General features: G+C 73.4%; 10 protein-coding genes. 7 read left to right on the top strand and 3 right to left on the bottom strand.

Translation table 11 applies throughout. The features are described from left to right. Nucleotides 1–80: 80 nt before the first annotated feature. From IPL61_24915 to IPL61_24885, 7 genes are all read left to right on the top strand, one after another. The gene (locus tag IPL61_24915) at nt 81–4,016 is read left to right on the top strand and encodes a hypothetical protein (GenBank protein ID MBK9034469.1); all 3,936 of its coding nucleotides are present in this window, start codon (nt 81–83) and stop codon (nt 4,014–4,016) included. A gap of 161 nt (nt 4,017–4,177) precedes the next feature. Beyond that, on the top strand, nt 4,178–5,419 hold the full coding sequence (locus IPL61_24910; protein ID MBK9034468.1) for an ROK family transcriptional regulator: 1,242 nt from the start codon (nt 4,178–4,180) through the stop codon (nt 5,417–5,419). Nucleotides 5,420–5,430: 11 nt separating this feature from the next. Beyond that, nucleotides 5,431–6,243, top strand: a complete 813-nt coding sequence (locus IPL61_24905; GenBank protein MBK9034467.1) for a glycoside hydrolase family 16 protein — start codon at nt 5,431–5,433, stop codon at nt 6,241–6,243. Nucleotides 6,244–6,284: 41 nt separating this feature from the next. Next, nucleotides 6,285–7,931 (top strand): ABC transporter substrate-binding protein, encoded by a 1,647-nt coding sequence (locus IPL61_24900; GenBank protein MBK9034466.1) that lies wholly within the window; start codon nt 6,285–6,287, stop codon nt 7,929–7,931. Then, entirely contained in the window at nt 7,931–8,914 is a 984-nt protein-coding gene (locus IPL61_24895; GenBank protein ID MBK9034465.1) for an ABC transporter permease, read from the top strand. The genes IPL61_24900 and IPL61_24895 overlap by 1 nt, the downstream gene beginning before the upstream one ends. 107 nt (nt 8,915–9,021) lie before the next feature. Next, nucleotides 9,022–9,852: an ABC transporter permease gene (locus tag IPL61_24890; GenBank protein ID MBK9034464.1), complete on the top strand. Its 831-nt coding sequence runs from the start codon at nt 9,022–9,024 to the stop codon at nt 9,850–9,852. A gap of 58 nt (nt 9,853–9,910) precedes the next feature. Further along, on the top strand, nt 9,911–10,879 hold the full coding sequence (locus IPL61_24885) for an ABC transporter ATP-binding protein (GenBank protein ID MBK9034463.1): 969 nt from the start codon (nt 9,911–9,913) through the stop codon (nt 10,877–10,879). Nucleotides 10,880–11,048: 169 nt separating this feature from the next. Here the strand turns inward: IPL61_24885 and ung are convergent, their stop codons facing one another. The 3 genes from ung to IPL61_24870 form a co-directional block, all read right to left on the bottom strand. Next, a complete protein-coding gene (gene ung / locus IPL61_24880) occupies nt 11,049–11,744 on the bottom strand; it encodes a uracil-DNA glycosylase (protein ID MBK9034462.1) in 696 nt (231 codons plus the stop codon). Between the two features lie 1,029 nt (nt 11,745–12,773). Next, complete coding sequence (locus IPL61_24875; protein ID MBK9034461.1) at nt 12,774–13,772, bottom strand: glycosyl hydrolase family 17; 999 nt, start codon at nt 13,770–13,772, stop codon at nt 12,774–12,776. Further along, nucleotides 13,769–16,984 carry a glycosidase gene (locus IPL61_24870; protein MBK9034460.1) on the bottom strand — a complete coding sequence of 1,072 codons (3,216 nt, stop codon included), beginning with the start codon at nt 16,982–16,984 and terminating at the stop codon, nt 13,769–13,771. The genes IPL61_24875 and IPL61_24870 overlap by 4 nt, the downstream gene beginning before the upstream one ends. Nucleotides 16,985–16,991 lie beyond the last annotated feature (7 nt).

The raw sequence follows: 16,991 nt of genomic DNA, 5'->3' as shown, positions 1-16,991 counted from the left end.
CGCCTGACCCTGACCCCGGAGGCACGATCATGAACGCCCCTCGAATTTGGCTCCCGAAGCTCGCGACCGTCGCGTTGACCGTGCTCGCCGTGGGGTGCTTCGACGATCCGTCCGACAGCTCCAGCATCGTGTTCGCCGACGACTACGCCGCCGGGGTGGGCTACCAGGCGTTCGCGCAGTCGAAGCTCGACGCGGCCGTCCGCGACACCACCGAGCACTACGTCGGCAGCGCCTCGCTCGGCTACCGCGTGCCGACGCCGGGTGAGCCCGGCGCCGGCGAGTTCAACTTCTCGGGGGGCGCGTTCACCTCGGACCGGGCGCGCGACCTGTCGCGCTACACCGCGCTGACGTTCTACGCCAAGGCCAGCCGCCCGGTCGCGGTCGGCGCGATCGGCATCGGCAACGACAACACCGGCACGTCGCGCTTCCAGACCGAGACCTCGGACCTGGCCCTGACCGCCGAGTGGGCGCGCTACGTCCTGCCGATCCCGGCGCCGAGCAAGATGACGACCGAGCGCGGCCTGTTCTGGCTCGCGGCCGGGGCCGCCGGCATGCCGCCGACCGGCTACCAGATCTGGTTCGACGAGATCCAGTTCGAGGACCTCGACGCGGCGACCTGGAACCCGCGGCCGACGCTGACGCCGACCAACGCGGGGCTCGACGTCGGCGCGACCGCGCAGATCGACGGCACCGCGGCCACGTACACGATCGACGGCGCCGACATCCGGGTCGGGGTCCTGCCCGCGACCTTCGACTACACCGGCTCGGATCCGGCGGTCGCGACCGTCAGCGCCGGCGGCGTGATCACCGCCACCGGCAACGGCACGGCGACGATCTCGGCCACGCTGGCCGGGGTCGCGGTGCCCGAGACGATCGCGGTCACGGTGCCCGCGCCCGAGCTCACCCAGATGGATCTGCCGGTGACGTTCGACTCGGCCACCGTCGACTACGGCCTCCTGGGCTTCGGCGGCGCCGAGGACTCGTCGATCGTGATCGATCCGGCCGGCGGGCCCAACCGGGTCGCGCGGGTCGTGCGCTCCGCCACCGCCGAGGTGTTCGCGGGCACCACGCTCACGGCCCCGGCCATGCTCGGCTTCGCGAACAAGGTGCCGTTCACCGCGACCGAGACGTCGATGACCGTGCGCGTGTTCACGCCCGCGGCCAACATCCCCGTCCGGCTCAAGGTCGAGGACCACGCCAACTCCGGCGTCTCGGTCGAGACCGAGGCGCGCACGACGATGGCGAACACCTGGGAGACGCTGACGTTCAACTTCGCCAACCAGGTCGTGGGCACCGCGGCGCTCAACCTGGCCAGCACGTACGACAAGGCGACGGTGTTCTTCGACTTCGGCGCCGGCGGCGCGACGGTCGGCGCGCGCACCTACTACTTCGACGACGTCGCGTTCGGCGGCGGCACCACGACGATGCTCCAGATGGATCTGCCGGTGACGTTCGACGCGGCCGACGTGCAGTACGGGCTGCTCGGCTTCGGCGGCGCCGAGGACTCGACGATCGTGGTCGACCCGGCCGGCGGCACCAACCAGGTGGCGCGGGTGCTCAAGGGCGCGACCGCGGAGCTGTGGGCCGGGACGACGCTGACGGCCGACGGCACCAACGGGTTCGCGACCCGGATCCCGTTCGCGGCGGGCGCGACCAGCCTGACGGTGCGGGTGTGGTCGCCGGACGCCGGGATCCCGGTGCGGCTCAAGGTCGAGGACCACGGCGACCCGACGGTGTCGGTCGAGACCGAGGCGACGACGACCGTGGCCAACGCCTGGGAGACGCTGACGTTCGACTTCGCCAACCAGGCCACGGGCACGGCGGCGCTGAACCTGGCGAGCACCTACGACAAGGCCAGCATCTTCTTCAACTTCGGCACGACCGGCGCGACGGCCGGCGCGAAGACCTACTACTTCGACGACGTGGCGTTCGGCGGCGGCGGCGGCATGCTCCAGATGGATCTGCCGGTGACGTTCGACGCGGCCAACGTCGAGTACGGGCTGCTCGGCTTCGGCGGCGCCGAGGACTCGACGATCGTGGTCGACCCGGCCGGCGGCACCAACCAGGTGGCGCGGGTGCTCAAGAGCGCGACCGCGGAGCTGTGGGCCGGGACGACGCTGACGGCCGACGGCACCAACGGGTTCGCGACCCGGATCCCGTTCGCGGCGGGCGCGACCAGCCTGACGGTGCGGGTGTGGTCGCCCGACGCCGGCATCCCGGTGCGGCTCAAGGTCGAGGACCACGGCGACCCGACGGTGTCGGTCGAGACCGAGGCGACGACGACCGTGGCCAACGCCTGGGAGACGCTGACGTTCGACTTCGCCAACCAGGCCACGGGCACGGCGGCGCTGAACCTGGCGAGCACCTACGACAAGGCCAGCATCTTCTTCAACTTCGGCACGACCGGCGCGACGGCCGGCGCGAAGACCTACTACTTCGACGACGTCGCGTTCGGCGGCGGCGGCGGCATGCTCCAGATGGATCTGCCGGTGACGTTCGACGCGGCCAACGTCGAGTACGGGCTGCTCGGCTTCGGCGGCGCCGAGGACTCGACGATCGTGGTCGACCCGGCCGGCGGCACGAACCAGGTGGCGCGGGTGCTCAAGGGCGCGACCGCGGAGCTGTGGGCCGGGACGACGCTGACGTCCGACGGCACCAACGGGTTCGCGACCCGGATCCCGTTCGCGGCGGGCGCGACCAGCCTGACGGTGCGGGTGTGGTCGCCGGACGCCGGGATCCCGGTGCGGCTCAAGGTCGAGGACCACGGCGACCCGACGGTGTCGGTCGAGACCGAGGCGATGACGACCGTGGCCAACGCCTGGGAGACGCTGACGTTCGACTTCGCCAACCAGGCCACAGGCACGGCGGCGCTGAACCTGGCGAGCACCTACGACAAGGCCAGCATCTTCTTCAACTTCGGCACGACCGGCGCGACGGCCGGCGCGAAGACCTACTACTTCGACGACGTGGCGTTCGGCGGCGGCGCGCCGCCGCCGGCGTTCGCGCCGATCACGTTCGACGACGCGGCGGTCATGTACGCGCTGACCGGCTTCGGCGGCGCCGAGGACTCGACCGTCGTGGTCGACCCGACCGGCGGGCCGAACCAGGTGGCGCGCGTGGTCAAGAGCGCGACCGCGGAGCTGTGGGCCGGCACGACGGTGTCGACCGGCGCCAACACCTCGATCCCGCGGATCCCGCTCGCGGCCGGCGCGACGCGCATGACCGTGCGGGTGTGGTCGCCCGACGCCGGCATTCCGGTGCGGCTCAAGATCGAGGACGCGACCGACCCGACCCACTCGTGCGAGACCGAGGCGATGACGACCGCGGCCAGCGCCTGGCAGACGCTGACGTTCGACTTCGCGAACCAGGCCACGGGCACCGCGGCGCTCAACCTCACCTACAACTTCACCCGGGCCAGCATCTTCTTCAACTTCGGCACGACCGGCGCGACGGCCGGGGCGAAGACCTACTACTTCGACGATATGGCGTTCGGCGGCAGCGCGCCGCCGCCGGCGTTCGCGCCGATCACGTTCGACGACGCGGCGGTCATGTACGCGCTGACCGGCTTCGGCGGCGCCGAGGACTCGACCGTCGTGGTCGACCCGACCGGCGGGCCGAACCAGGTGGCGCGCGTGGTCAAGAGCGCGACCGCGGAGCTGTGGGCCGGCACGACGTTGTCGACCGGCGCCAACACCTCGATCCCGCGGATCCCGCTCGCGGCCGGCGCGACGCGCATGACCGTGCGGGTGTGGTCGCCCGACGCCGGCATCCCGGTGCGGCTCAAGATCGAGGACGCGACCGACCCGACCCGCTCGTGCGAGACCGAGGCGACCGTGACGACGGCGAGCGGTTGGCAGACCCTGACGTTCGACTTCGCGAACCAGGCCACGGGCACCGCGGCGCTCAACCTCACCTACAACTTCACCCGGGCCAGCATCTTCTTCAACTTCGGCACGACCGGCGCGATGGCCGGGGCGAAGACCTACTACTTCGACGACGTGGCCGTCGCGCCGTGACCGAGGGGCAGCCTTGACAGGCGCCCGCCCGAGTCGCTACTTTGTTTGATAGGAAAACAAAGTCCGCTTCCAACCCACCAGGTCGGAGCGTACACCGAACGCGCGGGCCGGCGTCAACCGACGCGCGCGCAGGGCCCTGGCGAACCGAGACGCGGACCACGATGGCCAAGACCGCAACCACCACCCGATCACACGCGCCGGCGCCGCTGGCGCCGAGCCCGAGCATGCCGGGCGTGCTGCGCCTGATCTGGCACGAGCGCCAGATCTCCCGGGCCGACATCGCCCGGCACACCGGCCTGTCGCGCTCGACGGTGTCCGAGATCGTGAGCGAGCTGCTCCCGACGGGGCTCCTGGCCGAGGTCGGGGTCGGCGCGTCGAGCGGCGGACGCCGACCGATCGTGCTGCAGTTCCAGGACGACGCGCTCGGCGTGATCGGCGTCGACGTCGGCGCGGCCCACGTCTCGGTCGCGGTCACCGACCTGCGTGGGCAGGTGCTCGCGTGGGAGAGCCGGAGCCATGCGGTGCGCACCGACCCGACCGGGACGATCGCGCTCATGACCGAGCTCACCACCCGGTGCGTGCGCGCGTGGGGGCGCAAGCCCGAGCGCCTGCTCGGCATCGGCGTCGCGGTGCCGAGCCCGGTCGATCTGACCCGCCCCGACGAGCTGTGCGACGTGATCCTGCCGGCGTGGCGGGGCGTGGCGGTCGGCGCGGCGCTGCGCAAGCGCTTCCGCGTGCCGGTGCTGATCGACAACGACGCCAACCTGGCGGCCCTGGCCGAGCGCTGGTGGGGCGTGGGCCAGGGCATCGACGAGGCGGCGTACATCAAGATCGCGACCGGCGTCGGCGCGGGCCACATCATCGGCGGCCGGATCCACCGCGGCGCGCGCGGGCTGGCCGGCGAGATCGGCCACCTGGCGATCGATCCGCGCGGCGCCGAGTGCGTGTGCGGTCTGCGCGGCTGCCTGACCACGCTCGTCGGCGCGCAGGCCCTCGCCACCCGCGCGCAGGCGCTGGCCCCGGCCTACCCCGACACGCAGCTGACCAAGGCCGGCTTCACGCTCAGCGCGATCGAGGACGCGGCGCTGGCCGGCGATCCGCTGGCGCTGCGGGTGGTCGACGAGGCCGCCGATCACCTCGGCATCGCGATCGCCAACCTGCTCAACCTGCTCAACCCGGCGATCGTGATCATCGGCGGCAGCATCGCCCGCCTGGGCGAGGTCCTGCTCGCGCCGCTGCGGCGCGCGGTCGATCGCCGCACGTTGATCACGTCGGTGCGCGCCGCGCGGATCGTGACCAGCAGCCTGGGCGCCCAGGCGGTCGCGGTCGGCGCGGCGACGATGATGCTCGAGCGCGCGTTCACCGATCCGACGCTGTTTCCAACCGCGGCCACGGGCCAGTGAAGGACCAGTCGATGGCGATCCATCCAACCCCGACCGGCGTCGCGCTCGCGCTCGCGGGCGTACTCGTCGCGGGCGGTTGCGGCGCGCCGGCGTACGAGGAGGTGTGGGCCGACGAGTTCACCGGCGCGGTCGGCGCCGCGCCCGACCCGGCCAGCTGGGGCTTCGACATCGGCACCGGCGCGGCCGGCTGGGGCAACGGCGAGCTGCAGTACTACCGGCGCGAGAACGCCGCGCTCGACGGCGACGGCCACCTCGTGATCACCGCGCGCGAGGAGGACTTCGCCGGCCAGCGCTACACCTCGGCCCGGCTGCTGACCAAGGGCCTGCGCGAGTTCACGCACGGCCGGTTCGAGGCGCGCATCCAGGTGCCGCGCGGGCAGGGCATCTGGCCGGCGTTCTGGCTGCTCGGCGCCAACATCGACACGGTGTCCTGGCCCGACTGCGGCGAGATCGACGCGATGGAGCTGCGCGGCCAGGCGCCGGATCGCGTGCTCGGCAGCCTGCACGGCCCCGGCTACGCTGGCGCCGGCGCGGTCACCGACACGTTCGTCCGCCCGGGCGGGCTCGGCTTCGACGACGACTTCCACGTGTTCGCGATCGAGTGGGACGAGCGCTACGTCGCGTGGGAGGTCGACGGTGAGACCTACCAGGTCGTGACCCCGTCCCAGCTCCCGGGCGGCGCCCCCTGGGTGTTCGACCACGACTTCTTCATCCTCCTGAACGTCGCGGTCGGCGGCAACTTCGTCGGGCCCCCCGACGCCACCACCCGGTTCCCGCAGGCGATGGTCGTCGACTACGTCCGCGTCACCCAGGCGGCGCGGTGACCACGCGCGGGCGCGCCGGCGGTCGGATCGTGGCGCTGGCCATGACCGTGGCCACGCTCGCGTGCGTGCGCGAGCGCTCGGACCCGCCGCCGGGCGTGCTGACCGTGTCGGTCGAGCAAGAGGCGTCGTGGGTGCGCAACTTCAACCCGCTCACCACCGCGACCGCGCCGCGCTGGCCGACGCTGGCGGGCATCTACGAGCCGCTGTACGTGTTCAACAGCGTCCGCGGCGAGCAGGTGCCGTGGCTGGCGACCGGGTACACGTGGCGCGACGACTACCAGGTGCTGAGCCTGACCACCCGCGCCGGCGTGCTGTGGTCCGACGGGACCCCGTTCACCGCCGCCGACGTGGCGTTCACGTTCACCCTGCTCAAGCAGTTCCCGGCGCTCGATCGCCGCGGCCTGTGGAGCTTCCTGGCCGGGGTCACCGCCGTCGACGACACCACCGTCGAGTTCCAGTTCAGCCGGCGGTTCCTGCCCGGCCTGGACGACGTGCTGGCCCAGCTGATCGTGCCGGCCCACGTCTGGCGCACGGTCAAGGATCCGATCGCGTTCGCCAACGAGCACCCGGTCGCGACCGGGCCGTTCACCGAGGTCCGGGTGTTCCGCAACCAGATCTACGAGCTCGGCCGCAACCCGCACTACTGGCAGCCGGGCAAGCCCAAGCTCGAGGCCCTGCGCTTCCCGGCCTACCCGAGCAACGACCGCGCCAACCTCGCGCTGATCTTCGATGAGGTCGACTGGGCCGGCAACTTCGTGCCGGCGATCGACCGGGTGTTCGTCGCCCGCGCGCCCGCCCACCACGCGTACTGGTTCCCGCTGACCGGCTCGACGATCTTCCTGTACGCCAACACCAAGCGGCCGCCGTTCGACGATCCGCGCGTGCGCAAGGCGCTGAGCATGGCGATCGATCGTGACCTCGTGGTCGCGGTCGCGCTGTACAACTACTCGCGCCCGGCCGACGCCACCGGGCTGTCGGACGCCTACGCGACCTGGCGCGACCCCGCGGCCGCCGCCGCCGGCTGGACCCACCACGACGTCGCGGCCGCGAACGCGCTCCTCGACGAGGCCGGCTTCCGCCGCGACGGCGACGGCCACCGCCGCATGCCCGACGGCAAGCGCTGGCGCTACGAGATCATGGCGGTGTCGGGCTGGTCCGACTGGGTCCGCGCCGCCCAGGTCATCGCGCGCGGCCTGCGCGAGGTCGGCATCGACGCGTCGGTGCGCACGTTCGACTTCGGCGCGTGGTCGCAGCGGGTGCAGGAGGGCAAGTTCGATCTGACCCTGGGCTGGTCGTTCGAGGGGCCGACGCCGTACACGTTCTATCGCTGGCTGATGGCGTCGGCCACGATCAAGCCCGAGGGCACGGTGTCGATGTCGAACTGGCACCGCTACGGCAGCGCCCGCGCCGACGAGCTCCTGGCCGCGTTCGAGGTCGAGGCCGATCCCGCGGGCCAGCGGCGCCTGAGCGCCGAGCTGCAGCGCACCTTCGCGGCCGAGGCCCCGGCGATCCCGCTGTACCCCAACCCGTCGTGGGGCGAGTTCAACACCCGCCGCTTCACCGGGTTTCCCTCGGCCGCCGACCCCTACGCCGACCCGTCGCCCAACAAGACCGATCGGGCCGAGACCTTGCTCTTGCTCACGACGATCGAGCCGCGCCCGATCGCGCCGCGAACGGAGCCCCGCTGATGCGCTACCTCCTCCGACGCCTCGGGTTCTACCTGGTCGCGGCCTGGGCCGCGCTGACGATCAACTTCTTCCTGCCGCGGCTGATGCCGGGCGATCCGGCGACCGCGCTGTTCGCGCGCTTCAAGGGCCGGCTCAGCCCCGAGGCCATGGCCGGCCTGCGCGAGGCGTTCGGCCTGACCGACGCGCCGCTGATCACCCAGTACTTCACCTACCTCGGCCACGTGCTCCAGGGCGACTTCGGCACGTCGGTGACCTACTACCCGCAGCCGGTGTCCCAGGTGATCGTCACCGGCCTGCTGTGGACGCTGCTGCTGGCCGGCACCGCGGTGATCGTCAGCTTCGCGCTCGGCTCGATCCTGGGCGTGATCGTGGCGTGGTGGCGCGGCGGCTGGGCCGACACGGTCCTGCCGGCCACGTTCGCGTTCCTCGGCGCGTTCCCGTACTTCTGGCTGGCGATGCTGGCGCTGTACGTGCTCGGGTTCCGGTGGGGCCTGTTCCCGCTCGGCCACGCCTACAGCGACGACCTGAGCCCGGCCTGGACGTGGACGTTCATCGTCGACGTCGCCCAGCACGCGGCGCTGCCGATCGCGACGGTCGTGATCGCGACCCTCGGCGGCTGGATGCTGGGCATGCGCAACGCGATGATCTCGGTGCTGGGCTCGGACTACGTCGCCCTGGCCCGGGCCAAGGGGCTGCCGCCGCGCCGGGTCGTGCTGCGCTACGCCGCGCGCAACGCGCTCTTGCCCAACGTGACCGCGTTCGGCATGGCCATCGGCTTCGCGCTGTCGGGCTCGCTGCTCACCGAGATCGTGTTCTCGTACCCGGGCCAGGGCTACCTGCTGGTACAGGCCGTGCGCAACCAGGACTACCCGCTCATGCAAGGCATCTTCCTGGTGTTCACGCTGGCGGTGCTGGGGGCGAACTTCCTCGTCGACCTGGTCTACTTCTGGCTCGATCCGCGCACGCGCGAGGTGGGCTCGTGAGCGCCGGGGTGTCCGCCCGCGCCACCGGCGTGGCGGTGTGGTGGGAGGCGATCCGCCGGGACCGCAAGGCCACGATCGGCTTCGCGCTGATCGCCGGCTTCGTGCTGATGGGCGTGGTCGGCTCGTGGCTGGTCGGCGATCCCGACGCCATGGTCGGCGTGCCGCTGCAGCCGCCGTCGAGCGCGCACTGGCTCGGCACCACCGGCCAGGGCCAGGACGTCGTGGCCCAGACCGTCGTCGGCACGCGGGTGTCGCTGCTGATCGGCTTCGGGGTCGGCCTGATGGTCGTGACGATCGGCGCGCTCATGGGCGTGGCCGCGGGCTACTTCGGCGGCGTCGTCGACAGCGTGCTGTCGCTGATCATCAACGTGTTCCTGGTGCTGCCGGGCCTGCCGCTCGCGATCGTGATCGCCGCGTACCTGCCGGCCGGGCCGATGACGGTGGCGTTCGTGCTGGTGGTCACCGGCTGGGCCTGGAACGCGCGGGTGCGGCGATGGCCGACGCTGATGCTGCGCCAGCGCGACTTCATCGCCGCGGCGCTGGTCAGCGGCGAGAGCCACGTGCGGATCATCACCCGCGAGCTCTTGCCCAACATGACGTCGGTCCTGGTGGCGCAGCTGATCGGCAGCGCGATCTACGCGATCGGCGCGCAGGTCGGCCTCGAGTTCCTCGGCCTCGGCGACGTGTCGGCGGTGACCTGGGGCACCAACCTGTACTGGGCCACCAACGACTCGGCGCTCCTGACCGGCGCGTGGTGGACGTTCGTGCCGACCGGCCTGTGCGTCGCGCTGGTCGGCTTCGGCCTGGTGATGCTCAACTCGGGCTTCGACGAGGTCACCAACCCGCGGCTGCAGCAGGAGCGGGCCTGGCGCGCGTTCCTGATCGGCGGCGGTCACGCCGTGACCCGGTCGACGCCGGTGGTGGTGCCGCGTGACTGAGCCGGCGCGCGACGCGGCCGCGCCGGTGCTGTCGGTGCGCGACCTGTGCGTCGACTACGTGACGCCGACCGGGCCGGTGCGCGCGGTCGAGCGGGTGTCGTTCGATCTGGCCCGCGGCGAGATCCTCGGCATCGCCGGCGAGTCCGGCAGCGGCAAGTCGACCGTGGCCCAGGCGGTGCTGCGGATCCTGCCGGCGCCGGCGGTGATCACCGGCGGCCAGGCGCTGCTCGAGGGCGCCGACCTGTTCCGGATGACCGAGGCCGAGCTGCGCGCGGTGCGCTGGCGGCGCATGTCGATGGTGTTCCAGAGCGCGATGGACGCGCTCAACCCGGTGCTGACGATCCGCGAGCAGCTCGAGGACACGCTGCAGGCCCACCCGAGCGTCGAGATCGGCCGGCGGCCGGGGCGGCCCGAGGAGCTCCTGGCGCTGGTCGGCATCGCCGCCGACCGGCTCGACAGCTACCCGCACCAGCTGTCGGGCGGCATGCGCCAGCGGGTCGGCATCGCGATCGCGCTGGCGCTCGAGCCGGCGCTGGTCGTGCTCGACGAGCCGACCACCGCCCTCGACGTGATCGTCGAGGGCGAGATCCTGCGCAAGCTGCTCGAGCTGCGCCGCCGGTTCGGGTTCTCGGTCATCTTCATCACCCACGACCTGACCCGCATGTTGCAGCTCTGCGACCGGGTCGCGATCTTCTACGCCGGCCGGCTGGTCGAGCTGGCGCCGGCCGCGGCCCTGCGCGCGACCCCGCGCCACCCCTACACCCAGGGCCTGCTGCGGGCGTTCCCGTCGGTCCACGGCACCGAGGACGAGCTGGTCGGGATCCCGGGCGCGCCGCCGAGCCTGCGCGATCCGCCGCCGGGCTGCCGGTTCCACCCGCGCTGCGATCAGGTGATCGACCGCTGCCGCACCGAGGCGCCGCAGCTCGTGACGATCGGCGCCGGCCGGCAGGTGGCGTGCCACGTCGCGGCCGCGGCCGCTGAGGCCGCGCCCGCCGCGCCGCCCGCCGCGCCGCCGCCGTCGAGTTGAGCGCGCGCCGCGGGGCTGGGGAAGTTCAAGCCGGGTGATCTCGGGCTTCTGAGTGGCGCGGGCGGTCTTCTCGCCCATGCCGTTGCACAGCACGGGCAGAGCGACCGTCGGCGCCGTGCCGCCGATCCGGCACCTCGACGGCGACCCGATCAGCGACCGACCGTCCCGGTCACAGCGCCCAGCGCATCGGCGCGTGGCCGGCGCGGACCAGCGCGTCGTCGATGGCCGTGAACGGCCGCGTGCCCAGGAACCGCCACGCCGACAGCGGCGACGGGTGCGCGGCGGTGACGACGACGTGCCGCGCGGGGTCGACGCGCGCGCCCTTCTTCTGGGCGTAGTTGCCCCACAGCGCGAACACCACCGGGCGCGGGCGCGCGGCCAGCGCGTCGATCACGTGGTCGGTGAACGTCTCCCAGCCCCGGCCCTTGTGCGAGTTGGCCGCGTGGGCGCGCACCGTCAGCACCGCGTTGAGCAAGAGCGCGCCCTGCTGGGCCCAGCCGGTCAGGCTCCCGTGGCCCGGCGGCGCGACGCCGAGATCGGTCGCGAGCTCCTTGAACATGTTCTTGAGCGACGGCGGCGGCGGCACGCCCGGCGGCACCGAGAAGCACAGGCCGTGGGCCTGGCCGTCGTCGTGGTACGGGTCCTGGCCCAGCAGCACCAGCTTGACCTGGTCGAAGGGCGCGTGCGCGAACGCGGCGAACACGTCGTCCTCGGGCGGGAACACCGGCCCGGCGGCGCGCTCGGCCTGGACGAACCCCCACAGCGCGCGGAACCACGGCGACTCCAGGTGCGGGCCCAGCACCGCGTCCCAGCCGCCCGGCAGCTGGGGCAGCGGGTCCGTCCACGGCGGCGCGGCGTCGATCATCGCGCGGACGATAGCGCGGCGGGAGACGGCGGGCGCCTGGTCGATCCAGCGATGGACACCGACGTCGTCGTCGCGGCGCGTCGATCTTTGGGGACCGCCGCCGTGCCCGGCCCGAAGTCGCGGCCGCCAGCGCCGCGAGGGCGCGCCTCAGGGCTGTCGCCGGGGAGCCGCGATAGCGCCGCCTGGCCTCCCCGGGCCCAGGTCGCAGAGGTCCTCGCTGATGAACTGCTGAGGATTCTCGGCGAGCGGACCGCACGCGCAGTCCCAGCGCCCCGTCATGCCGCCGCAGTACACCGCGCGCTCCGGCACCGTGAAAATGTTCACCTGGCACGGCGGGCGGGGCCCGCGCCCCGCCCCGCCCCGGCCGCCGCGCCCGCGCGCCGCCCGGCGGCGCGGCGCGCGGCCCCCGCCGGGCCGGTGCAGCGTGCCGCCCGGCCGGCCGAGGCCCGTGGGCGTCTGCGCGAGGCCGCCCGCGAGGCTCGGGCCCCCGGCCGTCCCCCCCCGGGCCGGCCCGGGGCCGGCCGCCCCGGGCCCGGGGGGCCCCCCGGGGCCGGGCCGGCGCCGGGCCCGCGCCCGGCCGCCGCGGGCCCCCCCCGGGGCCCCCCCCCGGGGCCCCCCCCCGGGGGCCCCCCGGGGGCCCCCCCGGGGGCCCCCCCCGGGGAACCCCCCCCGGGCCCCCCCCCGGAACCCCCCCGGGGGCCCCCTAGCGCCCCGGGGGGGGGCCGCCCCGCCGGCGGCCGGGCCCGCCCGCCGGGGGGGGCGGCCCCCCGCCGCGGGGGCCCCGGGCCGCGCCCGGGCGGGCCCGCGCGGCGGCGCCGGGCGCGGGTGTCACCCGGGGGCGGGCGGCGCCATGCCGCCGCGTCCGCCACGCCCCGGGCCGGCCGCGGCGCCGTTGTTGCGCCAGGACCATTGGCGGGCGCGCCACGACTGCCGCCCCCGCTGCCCGCCGACGACCACCTGCGGCGCCCGGCGCGGGCCCAGGGCGCATCATCGCGCCGCGACCGGCGGCCCCGCGCGCCGCAGGCGCTCTCACCCGACCAGCGGCCTGGCTTTCGGGTGCCGCTCGGGCTCAGGGTCCGCGACCGCGGCCTTGGGCGTGCGGTCGGCGCGGTACAGGCCCCAGTGCTTCTCGACCTCGTCGGGGTGCGGGCCGCCCTTCCAGTTCTCGTCGAAGGCCTCGAAGTAGGTGCTGGGGATCCGCGCGTCGGTGACCCAGGCGGTGAACGCGTCGAAGAACACGCGCTGTTCGGCCTCGCCGGCGGCGCCCTTGATGAGCGTGGCCTGCTCGCCCTCGTCGTGGCGCTGGGTGGCCCAGCCGGCCTCGCCCAGGATCACCGGCACGCGCGGGTGGCGCGCGACGACCTCGCGGTACTTTCCCTGCGTGAAGGCCAGCGCGTCGTCGAGCTGCTGGCCGTTCCACATCGGGTGGACGTGCAGCACGATCGCGTCGAGCTCGGGCACCAGCGGCGCGATGGCCGGATCGAGCCAGGCCGCGAAGTCGTCGGCGACGGTGACCGGCACCGTGGTGGCGCGGCGGACCGCGCGCACGTAGCCGATCAGCTCGTCGAGGGGCACGCGGTGATCGGACCACGACACCTGGGTCTCGTTGCCGACGACGACCGCGATCACGACGTCGGGGTAGGCGTTGGCCAGCGCGATCGCGGCGTCGACCTCGCCCTGGTTGGCGGCGGCCGCGTCCGGTGCGATCCACACGCCGAGCAGCACCGTGAGCGGCAGGCGATCGCCGCGGATGACCTCGAGGATCCGCGGCGCGGGATCGACGGCGCCGTAGATGCGGATGAGCCCCCAGCGCGGCGCCAGCAGCTGCAGATCCTCGCGCAGCTCCGCCGTCGTCGGGGCCGCGCCGCCGGGGCGCTGGCCGTCGCGGTGGGGGCCGTAGCAGACGCCGGCGCCGAGCCAGCGTCCGTCGCTGGTGAGCGCGAGCGGTCGATGGCGGGCGCCGGCGCCGCCGCACGCCGTGAGCGCGACCAGCGCCGCGACGATCAGCGCGCGGACCGAGCTGGTCACAGCGCGACGTTCAGGTAGGTGCGGATCTCGTACTCGTGGCCCCACCGCGTCGGATCGGTCGGGTCGGGCACGAACCGCGCCCCCGAGTAGCCGTTGAGGTAGCGGCTCATCACGCGCACGCCGAAGCGGGTCTGGCGCTGCCACAGCCACCGCACCGGCCCGGCGGTGTACGCGACGTCGCCCATCAGCTGCAGCGGCAGCGTGCTGTTGAAGTCGCGGTAGTAGTCGAACGGGCCCCAGTCGTTGAACTTCGCGAAGCCCGCGAACATCAGCGAGCGCCAGGTGACGCGGCCCTCGGCGCCGTAGCGGTTGGGCTGGCGCCCGTCCTGGCCGAACGCCTGCGGGTTGCCGGCGTAGGCCAGCGCGGTGAGGCGCAGGTCCGGGCGCGGCGCGCCGACCAGCCGCAGCTTGGCCTCCCACACGTCGGCCGCGGGCACGCCGCGATCCCACGCGAACCGGGTGACGCCGTCGCCGGCGAACCAGAAGCCGGCGTCGAGCGTGGTCGGCTGGTGCCGGAACGCGACGTCGAGGCTGGCCGCGAACGACGCGTCCTCGCGCAGGTCGTTGTCCCAGGCCCACATCCACGTCGCCGGGGTCGGGTCGTAGACCAGCATCAGCTCGCCGCCGACGGTCTCGCGGTTGCCGCGGACCGCGAACGGATCGTCCTCGATGTTGCGGGCCGAGTTGCCGCCGATGCTCGGGCCGGGCCCGACCAGCGGCCGCTGCCACATCAGGTTGGGCGCGATCTGGAAGTCGCCGTGGCTCAGCGCGAACCCGGTCAGCACGTTGACCTGGTTGCCCGAGCCCGAGTCCTTGAGCGTCCAGCCGGTGAAGGTCAGGCGCGCGTCGGGGCCGGCGTCGGCGACCAGGCCCATGTACGCGGCCTGCGCGTACCAGTGGAGCGGGCCGCGCTCGTAGGTGATCTTGGCCTTGGCGCCGAGGCTGTCGGTGCCGAGCACGGTCTCGACCGAGCCGTCCTCGGCCAGGTACGGATCGTCGACGCGGGTCGAGCCGGCCCAGATGCCGGCCAGCTCCAGGCCGATCGAGCCGAGCTTGCGCTCGAGCGCGAGCGTGGTCTTGCGGGTCGAGCGCTCGGGCACCGCGGCCGAGGTGCCGCTCGCGGTCGCCTGGGCCAGGTCCTCCTGGTGGACCGCGGTCACGTCGAAGCCGCGCAGGTGGCGTCGGTACTTCACCAGCAGCGCCGGGTTGGCGCCCCACCACAGCTGCGGCCCGAGCGCGAGCTTGAGCCCGTCGAGCTCGCGCTTGCCGGTCAGCTCGACGCCGGCCGGCGCGTCGGCGTCGTAGACGTCGACGTTGGTGCCGTAGTTGGCCTCGCGGTACAGGCCGAACAGATCGCCCTCGGCGGCCCAGTGGTAGTGGCCGCTGCGGAAGAAGCCGTCGAGCCGGAACCGGTCGTCGTCCCAGGTCGCGGCCGACTTGTAGATCCGGATGCGGTCGAGGCCCGACAGGGTCTTGGTGCCGGTGGTGACGACGGTGCCGTCGGGCGCGGTCGTGACGTCGGTGACGACGTCGACCGCGCGGCCGCGGCGCTCGTAGAAGATCTCGTCGATCGGGTTGGCGGCGACGTGGCCCAGCAGGTTGAGCTCGACGGTGCCGACGATCTTGTCGGTCGGCTGGACCTGGATCGTGGCGTTGAGCGTCTCGGTGTGGTCGAAGCCCTCGCCGCCGCCGGCGACGTCGGGGCGGGCCCAGCGCTTGTCGCCGCCGGTCTGGTAGGTCTCGAGCACGAGGTACGCGTCGAGCAGCCGGACCCGGGCGAGCTCGGCGGTGCGCGCCGCCGCCTGGTCGGCCTTGTAGTAGTGGGTCAGCTCGGCCAGGTCGATCCCGTCGAAGTGCATCGCGACCGCGGCCGGGGTCGTGGTCGGCGCGTACGGCGCCAGGCGGTAGGCCTGCTTGAGCGCGTAGAACGCGGTCCGCGGCTGCAGCTCGTACAGGCCACGGGCGTCGGGTTGGCCCTTGGCGCACAGCCCCCACCACTCCTCGTTCATGTTGAAGCCGCCCTCGACGAAGTCGTCGGGGTAGCCGCGGTTGGGCCACGACGCGTTGGTGTCGTGGCGGTCGAGGTTGATCTCCTGCTTGTACTTCCACCAGCCGTCGCTCCACTGGAACACCAGCCCGCCGATGGCGTTGCCGGTCAGGCCCTGGCCGGCGAGGTGCTCGTAGATCTCGCGCCACTGCGCCAGCAGGTAGGTCGCCTGGGTCAGATCGTCCTCGCGGCCGCGCCGCGCGTCGAACGCGTCGGCGCCGAACTCGGTGAACATGACCGGCAGGTCGAGCTTGGCCTTGACCACGTCGTAGAGGTCGCCCATCGACTTGCCGCGGTAGACGTTCGCGCCGAACACGTCGAGGCCCTGGCACTCCTGGGCGATCACGTCGATGTACTGCAGGTCGCCGTTGGCGATCGCGACCGGGTGCTCGGGGTCGCGGGCCTTGGTGTCGCGGATGATCTCGCCGAGGAGCGAGTACAGGAACCGGGCGCGGGCGGCGTCGCGCTCGCCGGCGGGCAGCGCCTCGATCTCGAACGAGCTCCACGACAGGCCGTAGTTGTTCTCGTTGCCGTAGAGCCACATCAGCAGCCCCGGCGTGCCCTTGTAGTTGTCGACCAGCGCGGCGATCTCGCGCTTGACCGCGGCCCGGAATTTCGGGCTCGAGTAGTCGACGTTCGCGACCCACGCGCCGTCGAGGGTGTAGCCGTAGCGGCCGACGGTGTGGTTGAGCACGGTGTAGATGCCGTACTGGTCGTGGATGTACTGGATCCAGCGCCGCGGGATGCCGGCGTAGACCCGGATCGCGTTGACGCCCATGCGCTTGAGCAGCGTCATCTCGTTGGCCAGCGCCGCGACGATGACGTCGTCGGGCTGGGTCCACAGGCTGTAGTTGTAGTTCGTGCCGATCGGGAAGTAGTCCCAGTTCACGCCCTGCACCAGGAACGGCCGGCCCTCGACCAGGAGCCGGACGCCGTCCTCGGCGCGCGCGACCTCGACCGCCCGGGTGGCGACGGGCGGCGGCGGCGGTCCGGGCTCGTCGAGCGGGATCGCCGACCCCGGCGTCGGGATCGCCGGCGACAGCGGCGGCGCGGTCGGCTCGGGCGTCGGGGCCTGGGCGCGGGCCGAGGTCGACGCCAGCGCGAGCGCGGCGGTCGCGACGAGCCGGGCCAGCCAGCGGGAGCGTGCAGCAGAGCGAGTGGTCATGAGGGCC

The organism is Myxococcales bacterium, from assembly GCA_016717005.1.
Lineage (GTDB): Bacteria > Myxococcota_A > Polyangia > Haliangiales > Haliangiaceae > UBA2376.
The sequence above is the reverse complement of the archived record's forward strand: the minus strand, read 5'-3'. Positions and strand labels throughout refer to the sequence as shown.